Source organism: Hydrogenophilus hirschii, assembly GCF_054656675.1.
This window is the reverse complement of sequence record NZ_BAAHXQ010000001.1, coordinates 380,032-396,195: the sequence shown is the minus strand read 5'-3', so window position 1 is coordinate 396,195 and position 16,164 is coordinate 380,032. Positions and strand designations below refer to the sequence as shown.

The following is a 16,164-nucleotide window of genomic DNA, read 5'->3' as shown; positions in this document are numbered from 1 at the left end:
CCCAGCGGGCGGCGCCTTGTCGTCAACCGTCAAACGGCGTTCTTCTCCTGGGTTCGTCTGGCATCACCGCTCACTCATCGGAACGACGTCGCGGCGCGGCGAACCGACGTAGAGCTGCCGCGGACGTCCGATCTTGTATTCGGGGTCGGTGATCATCTCTTCCCACTGCACATACCAACCCACCGCACGCGCGAGCGCGAAGATGCAGGTAAACATCGAAGTGGGGATACCGATCGCACGCTGGACGATGCCGGAGTAGAAGTCGACGTTGGGGTAGAGTTTCTTCTCGACGAAGTATTCGTCCTCGAGCGCGATTTTCTCGAGCGCCATCGCCAATTTGAAGAGCCGGTCGTTTTCGAGCCCCAGTTCGCCCAAGACTTCGTGGCAGATCTTGCGCATCAGCTTCGCGCGCGGATCGTAGTTCTTGTAGACGCGGTGCCCGAAGCCCATGAGCTTGAACGGATCGTTCTTGTCTTTCGCACGTTTGATGTATTCGCCGACGCGCGAGACGTCGCCGATCTCTTCGAGCATGCGCAAGCACGCTTCGTTCGCCCCGCCATGCGCCGGCCCCCACAGGCAGGCGATCCCTGCCGAGATACACGCAAAGGGGTTCGCGCCGGAGGAGCCCGCAAGGCGCACCGTCGAGGTCGATGCGTTCTGCTCGTGGTCGGCGTGCAGCGTGAAAATCACGTCCATCGCGCGCACCAACACCGGATTCGGCTCGTACCGCTCGCACGGCGTGCCGAACATCATGTGGAGGAAGTTCGCGGTATAGCCGAGGTCGTTGCGCGGGTACATGAAGGGATGGCCAATGTTGTATTTGTAGGCCATCGCAACGATCGTCGGCATTTTCGCGATCAGGCGGATGAACGAAAGATCGCGGTGCTCTTGATCGGAGAAGTCCATCACGTCGTGATAGAACGCCGAAAGCGCCCCCACGACACCGACCATCACGGCCATCGGGTGGGCGTCGCGCCGAAAGCCTCGGAAGAAGTGGTTCATCTGGTCGTGCAGCATCGTGTGCTGCATCACGTCGCGCTCGAATTTCGCGAGTTCGTCAGCCTTCGGCAGCTCCCCTTTCTTCAGGAGATAGGCGACTTCCAGGAACGAGCACTGTTCGGCCAACTGTTCGATCGGGTAACCGCGGTAGAGCAACTCACCCTTTTCTCCGTCGATATAGGTGATGGTCGAGCGACAGCTCGCGGTCGAGAGGAACCCCGGGTCATAGGTGAACACTTTCGCTTCGGACCCGAGCTTACGGATGTCGATCACTTCGTTCCCGTAGGTCGGGGTCATGATCGGGAACTCGTAGCTTTTACCGTCGATGGTCACCGTTGCGGTGCGTTGTTGCGTCATGATACTTCACTCCTTTATGCGTTTGTCTCACCCCCTGGTGTCCCCAGGAGCTCCTGCGTTTGGCGACGATGTGCCGCCTGAATCTTCGCGATCAGCGCTTGCCAATCGCTACGCGGCGCGGGTTTGGTGCCATGGACCATCGGCCAGAGGTCGTGGTCTTCGAGCGCGAGCATTTCGTCCAGCGCCGCCAACTCGGCATCGCTCAGCTGGTCGAAGCCTTCGGCAAGAAAGGGGCGAAAAACGAGGTCGAGCTCGAGCAACGCCCTGCGGCACCGCCATCGAATTCGCCCTTTCTCCATCGCCGGCACCTCACACCATCCGCGAGACCATCAGGTCTTTGATCTTGCCGATCGCCTTCGTCGGATTGAGGTGTTTCGGACAGACATCGACACAGTTCATGATCGTGTGGCAGCGGAACAACCGATACGGATCGTTCAAATTGTCCAGCCGCTCGTTGGTTGCCTGGTCGCGGGTATCGGCGATGAAGCGGTATGCCGCGAGTAACCCTGCCGGCCCGACGAATTTGTCCGGGTTCCACCAGAACGACGGGCACGAAGTCGAACAACAAGCGCAGAGGATGCACTCGTACAAGCCGTTCAACTCTTCGCGATCCTGCGGCGACTGCAACCGTTCGCGCTCGGGTGGCGGATCGTTGTTGATGAGGTACGGTGTAATCGAGTGATACTGCTTGAAGAACTGCGTCATGTCGACGATGAGGTCGCGGATCACCGGCAAACCAGGCAGCGGACGCAGGACGATCGGCTGTTCGAGCGAATCGAGGTCCGTGAGACACGCCAAGCCATTCTTGCCATTGATGTTCATCGCGTCCGACCCGCAGACCCCTTCGCGGCAGGAGCGCCGAAACGCCAGCGAATCGTCTTTGGCTTTCACTTTCACCAGCGCTTGCAGGAGTTTTTTGTCGGTCGGTTCGATTTCGACCGAGATGTCCTGCATGTACGGTTTTTCGTCCTTGTCCGGGTCGTAGCGATAGATGCGGAAATGGACCACACGGTTGGTCATGGCTAAGGCTCCTTCGCAATCAGTAGGTGCGTTTCGCGAGCGCAATCGGCTGGGTATCGGGGTGCAACGGCTTGAGATGCACCGGTTTGTAAGTCAAACGATTCCCTTCGCGATACCACAGCGTGTGCTTGAGCCACTCTTTGTCGTTGCGGCCGTTCGGAAACTCCGGCGTATCGGGGCAGTCGTCGCGCACATGCGCGCCACGCGACTCTTTGCGCGCCTCGGCCGAGACCATCGTCGCTTTCGCGACCTCGATCATATTTTCGAGCTCGAGCGCCTCGATGCGCGCGGTGTTCCACACCATCGACTTGTCGTTGATGAAGGTGTGCTTGACCCGTTCCTCGACCTGCAGGATGCGTTCGACCCCCTCCTTGAGGAGATTCGCGAAGCGGAAAACGCCTGCATGCTTTTGCATCGCCCGCTGCATGTCGAGCAACACGTCGGCCACCGGCTCGCCGCTCGTTGCGGTGTTGAGGCGATTGATCCGCGCAAGCGACAGATCGGCCGCATCTTTCGGCAACGGCTTCAGACGCAGGTTGCCGCTTTGGATGTCTTCGATCACGGTCTCACCCGACGCTTTGCCGAAGACCAAGAGGTCCAGGAGCGAGTTGGTCCCAAGCCGGTTCGCGCCGTGAACCGAGGCACACGCGCATTCTCCTGCAGCATAAAAGCCGACGACCGGCACTTCGGGATCGTCCCCTTTGGGCACCACCACTTGCCCCTTGTAGTTGGTGGGAATACCCCCCATCTGGTAGTGCACGGTCGGCACCACCGGGATCGGTTCGTTGATCGGGTCGACCCCCGCGAACTGAATCGCGATTTCGCGAATCCCCGGCAACCGTTTCATGATCGTTTCCGGCGGCAGGTGGGTGATGTCCAAGAGCACGTAGTCTTTGTTCGGACCGCAGCCACGCCCTTCGTTGATCTCGGTCACCATCGCACGCGAAACGACGTCGCGACTCGCCAGATCCTTGAGGTTCGGCGCGTAGCGCTCCATGAAGCGCTCGCCGTTACAGTTGCGCAGAATGCCACCTTCCCCCCGCACCCCTTCGGTGATGAGCACGCCTGCACCCGCGACACCAGTGGGGTGGAACTGCCAGAATTCCATGTCTTCGAGCGGAATTCCCGCACGCGCGGCCATGCCCAACCCGTCACCCGTGTTGATGAACGCGTTGGTCGAAGAGTAGTAGATCCGTCCCGCGCCGCCGGTCGCGAAAATGGTCGCTTTCGCGTGGAAGATCGCGACTTTGCCGGTCTCCATCTCCATCGCGGTGACGCCAAGCACATCGCCATCCTGGTCACGGATGAGATCGAGCGCCATCCATTCGACGAAGAACTGGGTACGCGCGCGCACGTTGCGCTGATAGAGCGCGTGCAACATCGCGTGACCAGTGCGGTCCGCCGCAGCGCAGGAGCGCATCACCGGCGCTTCGCCGTAATTCATCGAATGGCCACCGAACGGCCGCTGGTAGATCTTCCCTTCGTCGGTGCGGTCGAACGGCATCCCGTAGTGCTCGAGTTCGATCACCACTTCGTTCGCCTTACGGCACATGAACTCGATCGCATCCTGGTCGCCGAGCCAGTCGGACCCCTTCACGGTATCGTACATGTGCCAATGCCAGTGGTCGGGGGTCGAGTTGCCGAGCGACGCCGCAACCCCCCCTTGCGCGGCAACCGTATGGGACCGTGTGGGAAAGACTTTGGTCAGCACCGCGGTGCGCAACCCCGCTTCAGCGAGTTGCAACGCCGCACGAAGCCCCGCGCCACCCGCGCCGACGATCACGGCATCAAACGTATACTTTTCGACGTTCATCGTTTACAGCCTCCAAAGCACGCGGGCCACCCATGCCAGATAGCCGATGAGTACCAATGCGGTTGCCACATGGAGCGCGATCCGAATTCCGAGTGGCTTGATGTAGTCCATCCAGATGTCGCGCACGCCGATCCACGCGTGGTAGCACAACGACGCGAAAAAGAGGAAGGTGAGGAACTGCATGAGCCGCCCCGAAAAGAGCGCATGCCAGTGTTCATAGGTCATCGCTGGCAACGTCAGCGCCGCAAACGCAAAAATCACCGTATAAAGCGCCATATAGGCAGCCGTGATCCGCTGGATCAGCCAATCCTTGATGCCGTAATGGGCACCCACCACCAGTCGCTTCACCATAGCCAGACTCCCAGAATCACGGTGAGCGCCAAGCTCACCATCAAGACCACGCGGGCACTCTGGCGTGCCGGCTCCAGCTCGATGCCTTTGTGCAGATCGAGGAGCAAGAAGCGAACCCCGGCGCAAAAGTGGTGCAGATAGGCCCAGAGAAGCCCAAACAAGATCAATTTCACGAACCAGTGCCCGACGATCGCCTTATAGGTGGCGAACGTTTCCGGCGAGGTCAAACTCAGGTCAAAGAGATAGATCAGGAACGGCAAAAAGAGAAAGAGACCGCCCCCGCTGATGCGGTGCAGGATCGAAACGATCCCGGGCAACGGCAGCCGGATTTCTCGAAGATCGAGAAACTTTGGCCGGTTCTTCACTTGGGTCTGCATCATCGTCACTCCCCAGGTTGCACAACTCGAGCGCTCACACGAACGCCCCCCCCAAAACCACTCACGTCAGCTCATTGTAGTAGTGATACGACTCGGTTGCATAAAAACCTTTGCGCCACTCGACGGGTCGATCGTTATAAGTATAGGTCACCCGCTCGACGAACAGGAGCGGCGAGCGCTCCCCAACCCCCAGAACTTCGGCAGTCACTCGGTCTGCCGCGACCGCCTTCAGCCGCTCTTCGGCACGCACCATGCGCACGCCGAAACGGGTTTCGAAAAAGCTGTAGAGCGAACCGCGCCACTCCTTGAGGGCATCCAACGAAAACGCCGCAAAGAGGTCTCCCGGCAGGTAGATCTCGTCCAAAACGAGCGGCTTTTGGGCAAAGCGCAATACCCGCCGGAAGATCACGATCGGTGACCCCAACGGAATCTGCAAGATTCGGGAAGCCTCCTGCCCCGCTTTGGCGCGCCAACAGTCGATGGGGACGCTCGTTGCCTGCACCCATTCGCCATCGTCGCGCCGCAAACGCAGAAAACGATAAAACTGCCGGGGGTCGCTGTGCGAGACGACGAACGTCCCCTTTCCCTGCTTGCGCACAAGTAAATTTTCGGCAACGAGCTCATCGATCGCTTTGCGCACCGTACCTTGTGACACACCAAACCGCGCCGCGAGCTCCTGCTCGCTGGGAATGGCTTCGCCGGGACGCCACTCGCGCGCTTCGAGCGACTTCAAAAGGAGCGCCTTGATCTGGCGATAGAGCGGACTGAATGCGGGTGACGGTGCCATAGCGCGAATTGGACCACAAAAAAAACGCGTTGTCTACTATGTCTTGTGTCTTATATAAGACATAAGTTACAATTGACATCAGTAACCCTTGTGCCTATCATAGCGTAGATTCACCGTTTTCGTTCCATTCTGTCCACGCAAAAAGGGAGTAGACCATGGCCAAAGCCCCTGTTCGTGTCGCCGTCACCGGCGCAGCCGGTCAAATCGGTTACAGCCTGTTGTTTCGCATCGCTGCCGGCGAAATGCTCGGTCGCGACCAACCGGTGATTTTGCAGCTCCTCGACCTTCCGCAAGCGCAAAAAGCGGTCCAAGGGGTGATGATGGAGCTCGAGGACTGCGCATTCCCGCTTCTCAAGGAGATGATCGCCACCGACGACCCGAACGTGGCGTTCAAAGACGCCCAAGTGGCCCTGCTCGTTGGCGCGAAACCGCGTGGCCCTGGGATGGAACGCAAAGACCTGCTCTCGGAAAACGCCAAAATCTTCACGGTGCAAGGCGCTGCGATCGGGCAGCACGCCGACCCGAACTGCAAGGTGCTGGTGGTGGGCAACCCGTGCAACACCAATGCCTACATCGCGATGAAAACCGCAGAAAAATATGGTCGGGTGCCGGCGAAAAACTTCACTGCGATGCTGCGCCTCGACCACAACCGGGCGCTGGCGCAGTTGGCGAAAAAAACGGGGCGTCCGGTCGACTCGTTCAAACACCTGGCCGTCTGGGGCAACCATTCGCCAACGATGTACCCCGATTATCGCTTCTGCACGTCGAACGGCGAATCGGTGAAAGACCTCATCAACGACGAAGCGTGGAACCGTGACGTCTTCATCCCCACCGTGGGCAAGCGCGGTGCCGCGATCATCGAAGCGCGTGGCCTCTCTTCGGCAGCGTCGGCTGCGAACGCTGCGATCGACCACGTTCGTGACTGGTGGCTGGGTTCGAACGGGGAATGGGTGACCATGGGCGTTCCTTCGGACGGTTCGTACGGGATTCCGGAAGGCATCGTCTTTGGCTTCCCCTGCGTCTGCGAAAACGGCGAATACCAAATCGTGCAAGGGTTGCCGATCGACGAGTTCTCGCAAGAGCGGATCAACAAGACCCTGGCCGAACTCGAAGAAGAGCGTAATGGCGTAAAAGACCTCTTGCGCTGATCGGGGCGTTTCCGAATAGAAAAAAGCAGAAGGGCGTTCCCTTCTGCTTTTTTCGTTCACGGCACCCTATGGTAGGATTTTTTCCCTATTGACGGCAGAACCGTCGACCGCAAGCGACAGCGATGACCCCATACACCAATCCCGTCACGATCCTCTTTGGCGCCACCCGCCGACCACAACCCATCCCCCCTGTGGTCCACTATTGTGGCCAACCCCGTTTCATGGAGAAGGCGCTCGCGTTACAAGCGCAAGAAGGACCGCGCTTCGACATCACGTTCGATCTCGAAGATGGCGCGCCCGCAGGCGACGAAGCGGCGCACGCCGCGCGCGCAGTCGAATACGTGATGAGTGAAACGAACCGTTTTGGTCGCGTCGGCGTACGCATCCACGACCGGACACATCCCCATTGGTGGCGTGACTTGACGACGCTGCTCCCAGTAACCGCCGAACGGATCGCTTTCGTGACGCTTCCCAAAGCGCGCGCCTATGAGGACGTTGCGGTCGTCGCTGACGCCATCGCTTTCCTGTGCCGCAATGCGGCACGCACCCCGCCACTTCACGTACTCATCGAAACCCATGGTGCGCTCAGAGACGCCTATCGAATCGCCGCGCATCCGCTCGTCGAATGTCTCGACTTCGGGTTGATGGATTTCGTCTCCGAACACCTGGGCGCGATTCCCGCCGACGCGATGCGCACCCCGTTGCAATTCGAACACCCGCACATTCGGCGCGCGAAAACCACGGTGGCGGCAGCGGCGCACGCGGCTGGCAAAGTGCCCGCGCACAACGTCTGCGTCGCACTCGACGACCCCAACCTCGCCTACCATGATGCCCGCCGCGCACGTGACGAATTCGGATTCACGCGGATGTGGAGCATTCATCCCAGTCAGATCGGACCGATCGTCGACGCCTTCACGCCGGACGCCGAGGCGATCCGCGACGCCGAACGGATCTTGCTCGCCGCCGCTGCAGCCGATTGGGGCCCGATCCGCGACCGGGGCCGTTTGCACGACCGCGCCTCGTACCGCTACTACTGGATGGTGCTTGCGCGGGCCCATCAGGTTGGGGTCCCCCTGCCGGAAACGATCGCGGCGTGGTTTGTTCCGGAGTCCAAGCGATGATTCCCTTTCACCCCTGGAATACAACCCGCCCCCGGCGCCACCACATGCGACTTGCCGCGCTGGCGTACATAGCTGCTCTGGTGGCGACACCCGGTGCGGCTGCCCAAGGGGCGCCTGACGCACCTTCGCAGAGCGCTTTTCAGCAGTGCCTTGCCGACCTCAAACCGACCGCAGCAGCGCGTGGGGTTCCCGCGGCGCTCTTCGACCGCCTCACTGCCCGGTTGGAGCCCGATCCACGTGTACTGGCGCTCCTCGATCGCCAGCCCGAGTTCGTCACGCCGATCTGGCAGTACTTGGCGAACTTGGTCGACCGCCGACGCATTGGCGAGGCGCAGGAGGCCCTTGCGGCAAACGGGCCGCTCCTGCGGCAAATCGAGCGACGCTTCGGCGTCGAAGCGGAATTGATCGTTGCGTTTTGGGCCGTTGAGAGCAATTTCGGACGCAATTTGGGGCGTTACGACCTCATCCAGTCGCTTGCCACACTGGCGTGCTTCGGGCGACGGCAAGCGTACTTTCGCGGTGAATTCGTGACGCTGACCGAGATCATCGCGCGCGGTGACATCACGTCGTTACCGCCGCGGGGCTCTTGGGCGGGCGCGTTTGGCCACACGCAGTTCATGCCGAGCACCTTCGCGGTGTACGCCGTCGACGGCGACGGCGATGGCGTACGCGATCTCTACGGGTCGCTTGCCGACGTCTTTGCCTCTACCGCCAACTTCCTCAAACGCTCTGGATGGCGGTACGGGGAACCATGGGGCATCGAAGTGCGTTTGCCTCCCCACTGGCAGAGCACGGCGACCGGTCGCCGAGTGAAACGCACCACACGCGAATGGCTGGAGCTGGGGCTCACCCGTGCCGACGGCAAGCCGTGGGATCCCACGACGCTCCCGGAACGCGCCGCGCTTCTGCTTCCCGCGGGCAGCAACGGTCCAGCGATCCTCGTTTTTCCCAATTACGACGTGCTTTACCGCTACAATGCGGCCGAAAGCTATACCTTGGCAGTAGGGTTACTCTTCGACGCGCTGCGCGATCCAGAGCGAGCCGCCCATTTCGACCCCAAGCAGCCGTTTCGGACGCCATGGCCGACGGACGAACCCCCATTGACGCGAAGCGAAACCGAAACGATCCAATCCCGATTGACCGCCCTTGGGTACGATCCCGGACCAGTCGACGGCGTAATGGGCGCCACCACACGCGAAGCCCTGCGCCGTTTCCAACTCGAATGCTTAGGCGATCCCGCCGCGAGCGGTTGGCCCGACGCGCGAACGCGCGCCGCGCTCACCAACGAAAACGTGGTCTGTCCATCAGCACCACACCGTCAGACGCAACGGTGATCGCGGGCTACGGCGCACGCGCGGAACTGGCGCCGGTCCGGGAAGCGACCGACACCGCTTCCCTACCGCAAAAGACGTTACCGCGCCGTCGCTAAGATCCGTTCGAGGACTTCGCGCACTTCGTTCGAGCGGACCATGGGGGCAACATGCTGCACCGCGGCAAGTGCGGCGCTCCGGTACGGTTCGCACCAGGTTGCGGCGTGTTCGAGCGTCCGCGCAATGCGCGCGGCAACGAGCGGGTTGCGCGCATCGAGCGTGCGCACCACGTCCGTCCACCAAGCCCAAGCCGCCTCGCCCGTCGCGGCACATACCGGCAAGTTGTGCGCAAAAAACGCCAAAACCAACGCATAGACCTTGTTGGGGTTGCTCCACCGAAAACGCGGGTGGTGTGTCAAGTCCCGGACGCGCGCAAAGAGGGTTTCGGGCGACTGCCCTTGCCACGCCCAGCGCGTCGCGTGCCGCTGCAACCATTTGTCGAAGACGATCGCATCGTCCTCATAGTGCTTGGCAAATGCCGCGAGGATGCTCTCGGCCACCGCTTCGTCGGGGTGCGCCAGTGCGGCGTCGAGCACGGCGAGCCGATCGCTCAAATTCGTTGCCGCGTGCCATCGCGCCGAAAGGTGCGCGGCGACGGCACTCGCGGCACCATCCGCCGCGCTCGCCATCGGGCTGCCACTGCGAATCGCCAACAATTTGAGCACGAACGCCACCAACGCACGACGGCCTGCCGCTTGCGGCTCAAAGCGGTAGGGTCCCGTCGTGTCCTGGCGTTCGAGAAGCGCCCACAACGTCTCCGCGGGGATGGCCTGCGCCAGGATTCGCCACCACGCCATGAGCCGCGCGCGGACGGCCACCGGATCGACTGGCCGTGGCGTTTCGTCCCGAACCACCGCTTCACTGGGTGGCGTCAAGAGGCGCACACGGTAATTGGCGTCCAGTGACGCGTCGCATAGCGCCGCGTGCCAGGCGTTGAGGAACGAGCTGCCCCACTCGGCGGAGAAACGGCCATGGTCGTCGATCGCACCCTGCGCCGCAAGGTGCAGCACCTCACCGGCTTGCCAGCGGTTGAAGGGGTCGGGGTCGTGGGCAAAACGACGCAGCAGCCACGCAATCGGTTCCCGACCGTCGGCCGTTTCCGCCCAGCGTACCCGCACGGGCGCCGAAAAGCCGCGCAGCAACGACGGCACTGGGTCATCCTCTGGCATGGGCCCCACGATGCGCCACTGCTTGCGCGGGCGATCGAGCACCAACACGGCGCTTGTGTCGCGTCCCGAAGCGGCAAGCGATGCTTCGCCCGGACTTTCGGCAGTAAACGGCAACGCCCTGCCGCTGCGATCGATCCAACCCATGCGTACGGGAATCACGAGCGGCTTCGCGGCAACGTCCCACCCCGCGAGCCGTTGTTCGAGTGTCAGTTCCAACACCACGCGCTTTTCGGCACCGTGGTGCAACGGCTCAGGCGTCGCAGCCGCTCCCTCGGTCTCGACCCAGCGCCAACGCGCCACCACTTCTGGCGTCCCAGCCGCGTCGTACCAGTGCAAGAATTGCGACAAGTCTCGGCTGTTCGCATCCGCGATCGCGGCGACGAAATCTTCACACGTCACCGCTTGTCCGTCATGCCGTTCGAAATAGGTGTTCAACCCGCGGCGAAAACCTGCCTCCCCCACCAGCGTATGGAGCATCCGCACCACTTCCGCCCCTTTTTCGTAGACGGTAGCGGTATAAAAGTTGTCGATCGCGCGGTAGGCCCGCGGCCGCACGGGGTGACGCATCGGGCCGTCGTCTTCGGGGAATTGCACCGCTTTCAACACCGCGACGTCGTCGATGCGCTTCACCGCCCGCGCACTCGCAGCCGCTTCTGGCGTCGCCGCTGCTTCGGCGAGCCGATCCGCGGAAAACTCCTGATCCCGAAAGACGGTAAGCCCCTCTTTCAGGGTCAATTGGAACCAATCCCGGCAGGTGACCCGGTTACCGGTCCAGTTGTGGAAATACTCATGCCCCACGATTGCTTCGACGTTGGCGTAATCGGCATCGGTCGCGGTCTCTGGCGTCACCAAGACATATTTGGCATTGAAGAGGTTGAGCCCCTTGTTTTCCATCGCGCCCATATTGAAGTCTTCGACCGCCACGATCATATAGCGGTCGAGGTCGAGCACCCGACCAAAGCGCCGTTCGTCCCAGCGCAACGCCGCTTCGAGCGAATCGAGCGCCCATTCGGCTCGGTCGCGGTGCGCCGCTGCGGTCCACACCTGAAGGAGCGCAGGGCGCCCATCGGCCCGCACCACCGTTTTTTCCGTCGCGACCAGATCCGCAGCAACAAGGGCGAAGAGGTAGCTCGGTTTGGGAAACGGATCATGCCAAACGGCAAAATGCCACCCGTTTTCGAGATCACCCGTCGCGACCAAATTCCCGTTGGAGAGCAACACCGGATAACGCGCCTTCTCCGCAGCAAGCCGCACCTGGTAACGCGCCAGCACATCAGGTCGGTCGATGAACGGAACGATGCGCCGAAACCCTTCTGGCTCACACTGGGTAAAGAGGCCGCTCGCCGACTGGTAGAGCCCCGAGAGCGCGCTGTTTTCCGAAGGATTCAGCTGCACCCGTGCTTCCACCCAGACCCGGTCGGGCAACGTGCCTGTGATCTCGATGGCGTCTTGCGCCCGGTTCACCGAACCCACAGGCTGCGCGTCGGCCAATGGGTAGCGCGCAAAGTCACGCACAGAGACTCGATCCGCAGGCCAAACGGTCAATTCGACCAAGGTCACCGCCGAAAAATCGCAATCGAGGCGCAACGAAACGCTGGGATCCGATGCGACCCGTTCGCACGACAGCCACGCACGAACCTCTGTCGCCATCGCGTCGAGACGGAAATCGAGCACCAGGTCGCGAACCCGCCACGCCGGTGGCTGGTAATCCTCGAGCCGAACCACGCCAGCCTGGGTGTCGACGTTCGCGAGCCCCTTGTCGCCATCGCTTGCTGTCATCGCCATTCACCCCACCTTCCAGTCCCACTGGACGATCCGCGTCTTTGCCAAGCGGTCGTGGAGAAAGAGCCCGTCCGGATCGAACCACGACCAGAGAATCCCCACACCGGTGCCGACGCTAAACCAAGCCAAGAGAAAACGGAGCCAACACTGCCCCCAGGACGGCGGGTGTCCGTCGGCCGAGAGGATGCGCAATTTCCAGGTCTTCATCGCGAGCGTTGCGCCGCGCCGCCGCCAATGCCAAATGAAATAGAGGGCAAGCACCGCAAAGAGGTGCACCCAGAGGAGCCAGCCAGGCGGCGTAACATGGCGCACCACACCCACGACGATCCACGGCAACAACACGCCGCCACCGACCACGCCGATCAAAAGCAACAACTCATAGAGCATCGCAGCGAAGCGTCGGCTGCGCGACGCCAGCACCGCTTCTTGGGTTGGGATAGGCTCAGGCACGATCACTTCTTGCGAACGCAACCGATCGATTATGCCGCAACCTTCAGGGATTGACCAAACGACGCGGAACCGTTATGGTTACGGGTTTACCCGTATCCATATCAGCAAGGGATCGTTCCATGCAACTCACCGGCGCAGAGATCGTGATCCGCAGCCTCCAAGAAGAAGGGGTGCGCTTCGTCTTTGGTTACCCCGGCGGCGCGGTGCTGCATATCTATGACGCGCTCTTTCAGATCAACCAAGCCGAACCGGAGCGAGAAATCCGCCACGTGCTCGTGCGCCACGAGCAAGCCGCGGTCCATGCCGCAGACGGCTACGCACGGGCGACGGGCGAAGTGGGGGTTGCGCTCGTCACGTCGGGGCCTGGCGCAACCAATGCGGTAACGGGGATTGCCACCGCGTACATGGACTCGATCCCGGTCGTGATCCTTTCGGGTCAGGTGCCCACCCCGGTGATCGGGGAAGACGCGTTCCAAGAGGTCGACACCGTCGGGATCACCCGTCCGTGTGTGAAACACAACTTTCTGGTCAAGGACGTTAACCAACTGGCCGAAACGATCAAGAAGGCGTTTCACATCGCCCGCACGGGGCGTCCCGGCCCGGTGCTCGTCGACATTCCGAAAGACGTCACCGCGCAATTGGCGGAATTCCACTATCCGAAGACGGTCGCGATGCGTTCGTACAACCCGGTGGTGAAAGGCCATCCGGGGCAGATTCGCAAAGCGGCGCAGGCGCTCCTTGCCGCGAAACGGCCGATGATCTACACCGGCGGCGGTGTCGTGCTGGGCAACGCGGCACCCGAGCTGCGCGCGTTGGTGAAGAAGCTCGGCTACCCGATCACCCAGACGCTGATGGGGTTGGGCGCGTTCCCCGGAAGCGACAAGCAGTTCCTGGGGATGCCCGGGATGCACGGCACTTATGAGGCGAACATGGCGCTGCACCACTGCGACGTCCTCTTGGCGGTTGGCGCACGCTTCGACGACCGCGTGGTCGGTAACGTCTCCCATTTCCTGCAAGAACCGCGCACCATCATCCACATCGACGTCGACCCCAGCTCGATCAGTAAACGGGTTCCGGTCGACATCCCGATCGTCGGCGACGTCAAAGTGGTGCTGAGTGATCTCCTCGCGGCGCTCGAAGCGCTCGATCGTCGCCCGGACGAGGCAGCGCTTACCGCATGGTGGCAACAGATCGAAGCGTGGCGCGCGCGCAACTGCCTGGCTTACACACGAAGCGACACGGTGATCAAACCGCAATTCGTGATCGAAAAGCTCTGGGAAGTCACGAAAGGCGAAGCGATCGTCACCTCCGACGTGGGCCAACACCAGATGTGGGCCGCGCAGTACTACCGTTTCGACGAACCGCGTCGCTGGCTCAACTCTGGGGGGCTGGGGACGATGGGCGTCGGGTTGCCGTACGCGATGGGTGCGAAATTGGCATTCCCGCAGATGCCTGTGGTCTGCGTCACCGGCGAAGCGTCGATCCAGATGTGCATCCAAGAACTCTCCACCTGCAAGCAATTCCGGCTGCCGATCAAGATCGTCAACCTCAACAACCGCTATTTGGGGATGGTTCGGCAGTGGCAAGAGCTCTTTTATAGCGGCCGCTACAGTGAATCGTACATGGATTCGCTCCCCAATTTTGCGGCGCTCGCCCGCAGTTACGGCCATGTCGGGATTCGTGTCGACCGTCCCGAGGAGGTCGTTCCCGCCCTCGAAGCGGCGTTCACCACCCACAAAGACGAACTCGTCTTCCTCGATATCCAAGTCGACCCGCGGGAGAATGTCTACCCGATGATTCAGGGCGGGAAAGGGCTCACCGAGATGATTCTCGGTTCGGAAGAATTGTGAGGATCAGACCATGAGACACGTGATTGCACTGCTGGTGGAAAACGAATCGGGCGCGTTGTCGCGCATCGCCGGGCTCTTTTCGGCGCGTGGCTACAACATCGAATCGCTCACCGTCGCGCCGACCGAAGACGAGAGCCTGTCGCGGATGACAATCGTCACTACCGGCTCGGACGACGTGATCGAACAGATCACCAAGCAGCTCAACAAACTGATCGATACGGTCAAAGTGGTCGACCTCTCCGAATCTCCGCACATCGAGCGCGAACTGATGATGGTGAAGGTCCGTGCCGTGGGATCAGACCGCGAAGAGCTCAAACGCCTGGCCGACATCTTCCGCGCCCGGATCATCGACGTCACCGACACCACCTACGTGATCGAACTCACCGGCAACCAGCAGAAGCTCAACGCGTTTCTGGCGGCGATCTCGCCCGGTCTCATCCTGGAGACGGTGCGTAGCGGCGTCTGCGGCATTGCCCGTGGCGAGCGTATGTTGAAAGCCTGACCGTTTTTTCGCTGTTCCTAATCAAAAGGGGTAACCATGAAAGTCTATTACGAAAAAGACGCCGATCTCTCGCTCATCAAAGGCAAGACCGTTGCGATCATCGGCTACGGCAGCCAGGGCCACGCCCACGCGCTGAACCTCCATGAGTCGGGCGTGAAAGTGATCGTCGGGTTGCGCCGCGGCGGCGCCTCTTGGGGCAAAGCCGAAGCGGCGGGGCTCACGGTGATGGAGGTCGCCGACGCGGTCAAACAGGCCGACCTGGTGATGATTCTGCTTCCGGACGAAGCGCAACCCGCGGTGTACCGCCGTGACATCGAAGCGAACCTGAAGCAGGGCGCGGCGGTCGCGTTTGCGCACGGCTTCAACATCCACTACAACCAGATCGTACCGCGCGCCGATCTCGACGTGATCATGATCGCGCCGAAAGGTCCGGGGCACACCGTTCGTGCCGAATACCTCCGTGGCGGTGGCGTGCCGTGCCTCATCGCGGTGCATCAGGACCAAAGCGGCAAAGCGCGCGATCTTGCCCTCTCCTATGCCGCGGCGATCGGCGGGGCGCGCGCCGGAGTGATCGAAACCACGTTCCGTGAAGAGACCGAAACCGACCTCTTCGGCGAGCAAGCGGTGCTCTGCGGTGGGCTCGTCGAGCTCGTCAAAGCAGGGTTCGAAACCCTGGTCGAAGCGGGGTACGCCCCCGAAATGGCCTATTTCGAGTGTCTGCACGAACTGAAACTCATCGTCGATCTGATGTACGAAGGCGGGATCGCAAACCTCAACTATTCGATCTCGAACAACGCCGAGTTCGGCGAGTACGTCACCGGCCCCGAAGTGATCAACGCGCAGTCGCGCGAAGCGATGCGCAACGCGTTGAAACGGATCCAGACCGGCGATTATGCGAAGATGTTCATCCAGGAGGGGCAGCTCAACTATCCGGCGATGACCGCTCGGCGGCGGCTCAACGCCGAACACCCCATCGAACAGGTGGGGGCGAAGCTGCGCGCGATGATGCCGTGGTTGGTGCAGCACCGCTTGGTCGACCAGAGCAAGAACTGATCGACCCATCTCGAT

15 protein-coding genes are annotated in these 16,164 nt (G+C 61.5%); 6 read left to right on the top strand and 9 right to left on the bottom strand.

The window, feature by feature from the left end; genetic code table 11:
* Positions 1-63: 63 nt before the first annotated feature.
* The 7 genes from gltA to ACYQ4Z_RS01985 are packed head-to-tail and all read right to left on the bottom strand — an operon-like array spanning position 64 to position 5,704.
* Positions 64-1,356: a citrate synthase gene (gltA, locus tag ACYQ4Z_RS02015; RefSeq protein ID WP_217125637.1), complete on the bottom strand. Its 1,293-nt coding sequence runs from the start codon at positions 1,354-1,356 to the stop codon at positions 64-66.
* A gap of 14 nt (positions 1,357-1,370) precedes the next feature.
* Complete coding sequence (locus ACYQ4Z_RS02010) at positions 1,371-1,655, bottom strand: FAD assembly factor SdhE (RefSeq protein WP_119334654.1); 285 nt, start codon at positions 1,653-1,655, stop codon at positions 1,371-1,373.
* Between the two features lie 10 nt (positions 1,656-1,665).
* Complete coding sequence (locus tag ACYQ4Z_RS02005) at positions 1,666-2,376, bottom strand: succinate dehydrogenase iron-sulfur subunit (protein ID WP_119334653.1); 711 nt, start codon at positions 2,374-2,376, stop codon at positions 1,666-1,668.
* A gap of 19 nt (positions 2,377-2,395) precedes the next feature.
* A complete protein-coding gene (gene sdhA, locus ACYQ4Z_RS02000; RefSeq protein ID WP_459859896.1) occupies positions 2,396-4,189 on the bottom strand; it encodes a succinate dehydrogenase flavoprotein subunit in 1,794 nt (597 codons plus the stop codon).
* Between the two features lie 3 nt (positions 4,190-4,192).
* Positions 4,193-4,540, bottom strand: a complete 348-nt coding sequence (gene sdhD, locus ACYQ4Z_RS01995; protein WP_219973064.1) for a succinate dehydrogenase, hydrophobic membrane anchor protein — start codon at positions 4,538-4,540, stop codon at positions 4,193-4,195.
* Positions 4,534-4,920, bottom strand: coding sequence for a succinate dehydrogenase, cytochrome b556 subunit (sdhC, locus tag ACYQ4Z_RS01990; RefSeq protein WP_119334650.1), 387 nt, complete (start codon positions 4,918-4,920; stop codon positions 4,534-4,536). Before sdhC ends, sdhD begins: the two co-directional genes overlap by 7 nt.
* Positions 4,921-4,978: 58 nt before the next feature.
* Positions 4,979-5,704, bottom strand: a complete 726-nt coding sequence (locus ACYQ4Z_RS01985) for a GntR family transcriptional regulator (RefSeq protein WP_219973062.1) — start codon at positions 5,702-5,704, stop codon at positions 4,979-4,981.
* Positions 5,705-5,859: 155 nt separating this feature from the next.
* Here ACYQ4Z_RS01985 and ACYQ4Z_RS01980 point away from each other — a divergent pair, with 155 nt between their 5' ends.
* From ACYQ4Z_RS01980 to ACYQ4Z_RS01970, 3 genes are all read left to right on the top strand, one after another.
* The gene (locus ACYQ4Z_RS01980; protein ID WP_219973061.1) at positions 5,860-6,852 is read left to right on the top strand and encodes a malate dehydrogenase; all 993 of its coding nucleotides are present in this window, start codon (positions 5,860-5,862) and stop codon (positions 6,850-6,852) included.
* Positions 6,853-6,974: 122 nt separating this feature from the next.
* Complete coding sequence (locus ACYQ4Z_RS01975) at positions 6,975-7,973, top strand: HpcH/HpaI aldolase/citrate lyase family protein (RefSeq protein ID WP_459859895.1); 999 nt, start codon at positions 6,975-6,977, stop codon at positions 7,971-7,973.
* 44 nt (positions 7,974-8,017) lie between these two features.
* Positions 8,018-9,307, top strand: a complete 1,290-nt coding sequence (locus ACYQ4Z_RS01970; protein WP_459859893.1) for a lytic murein transglycosylase — start codon at positions 8,018-8,020, stop codon at positions 9,305-9,307.
* 77 nt (positions 9,308-9,384) lie between these two features.
* Here ACYQ4Z_RS01970 and pepN read toward each other — a convergent pair whose 3' ends face one another.
* Positions 9,385-12,297 (bottom strand): aminopeptidase N, encoded by a 2,913-nt coding sequence (gene pepN / locus ACYQ4Z_RS01965; protein ID WP_459859891.1) that lies wholly within the window; start codon positions 12,295-12,297, stop codon positions 9,385-9,387.
* The gene (locus ACYQ4Z_RS01960; RefSeq protein WP_459859889.1) at positions 12,298-12,744 is read right to left on the bottom strand and encodes an RDD family protein; all 447 of its coding nucleotides are present in this window, start codon (positions 12,742-12,744) and stop codon (positions 12,298-12,300) included.
* 119 nt (positions 12,745-12,863) lie between these two features.
* On the opposite strand from ACYQ4Z_RS01960, the gene ilvB reads away from it, so the two are divergent.
* Genes ilvB through ilvC form a run of 3 tightly spaced genes read left to right on the top strand, consistent with a single transcriptional unit; the run spans position 12,864 to position 16,149 of the window.
* Positions 12,864-14,594: a biosynthetic-type acetolactate synthase large subunit gene (gene ilvB, locus ACYQ4Z_RS01955; RefSeq protein ID WP_459859887.1), complete on the top strand. Its 1,731-nt coding sequence runs from the start codon at positions 12,864-12,866 to the stop codon at positions 14,592-14,594.
* A gap of 10 nt (positions 14,595-14,604) precedes the next feature.
* A complete protein-coding gene (gene ilvN / locus ACYQ4Z_RS01950; RefSeq protein ID WP_219973055.1) occupies positions 14,605-15,096 on the top strand; it encodes an acetolactate synthase small subunit in 492 nt (163 codons plus the stop codon).
* Positions 15,097-15,132: 36 nt separating this feature from the next.
* Complete coding sequence (gene ilvC, locus ACYQ4Z_RS01945; protein WP_119334642.1) at positions 15,133-16,149, top strand: ketol-acid reductoisomerase; 1,017 nt, start codon at positions 15,133-15,135, stop codon at positions 16,147-16,149.
* Positions 16,150-16,164 lie beyond the last annotated feature (15 nt).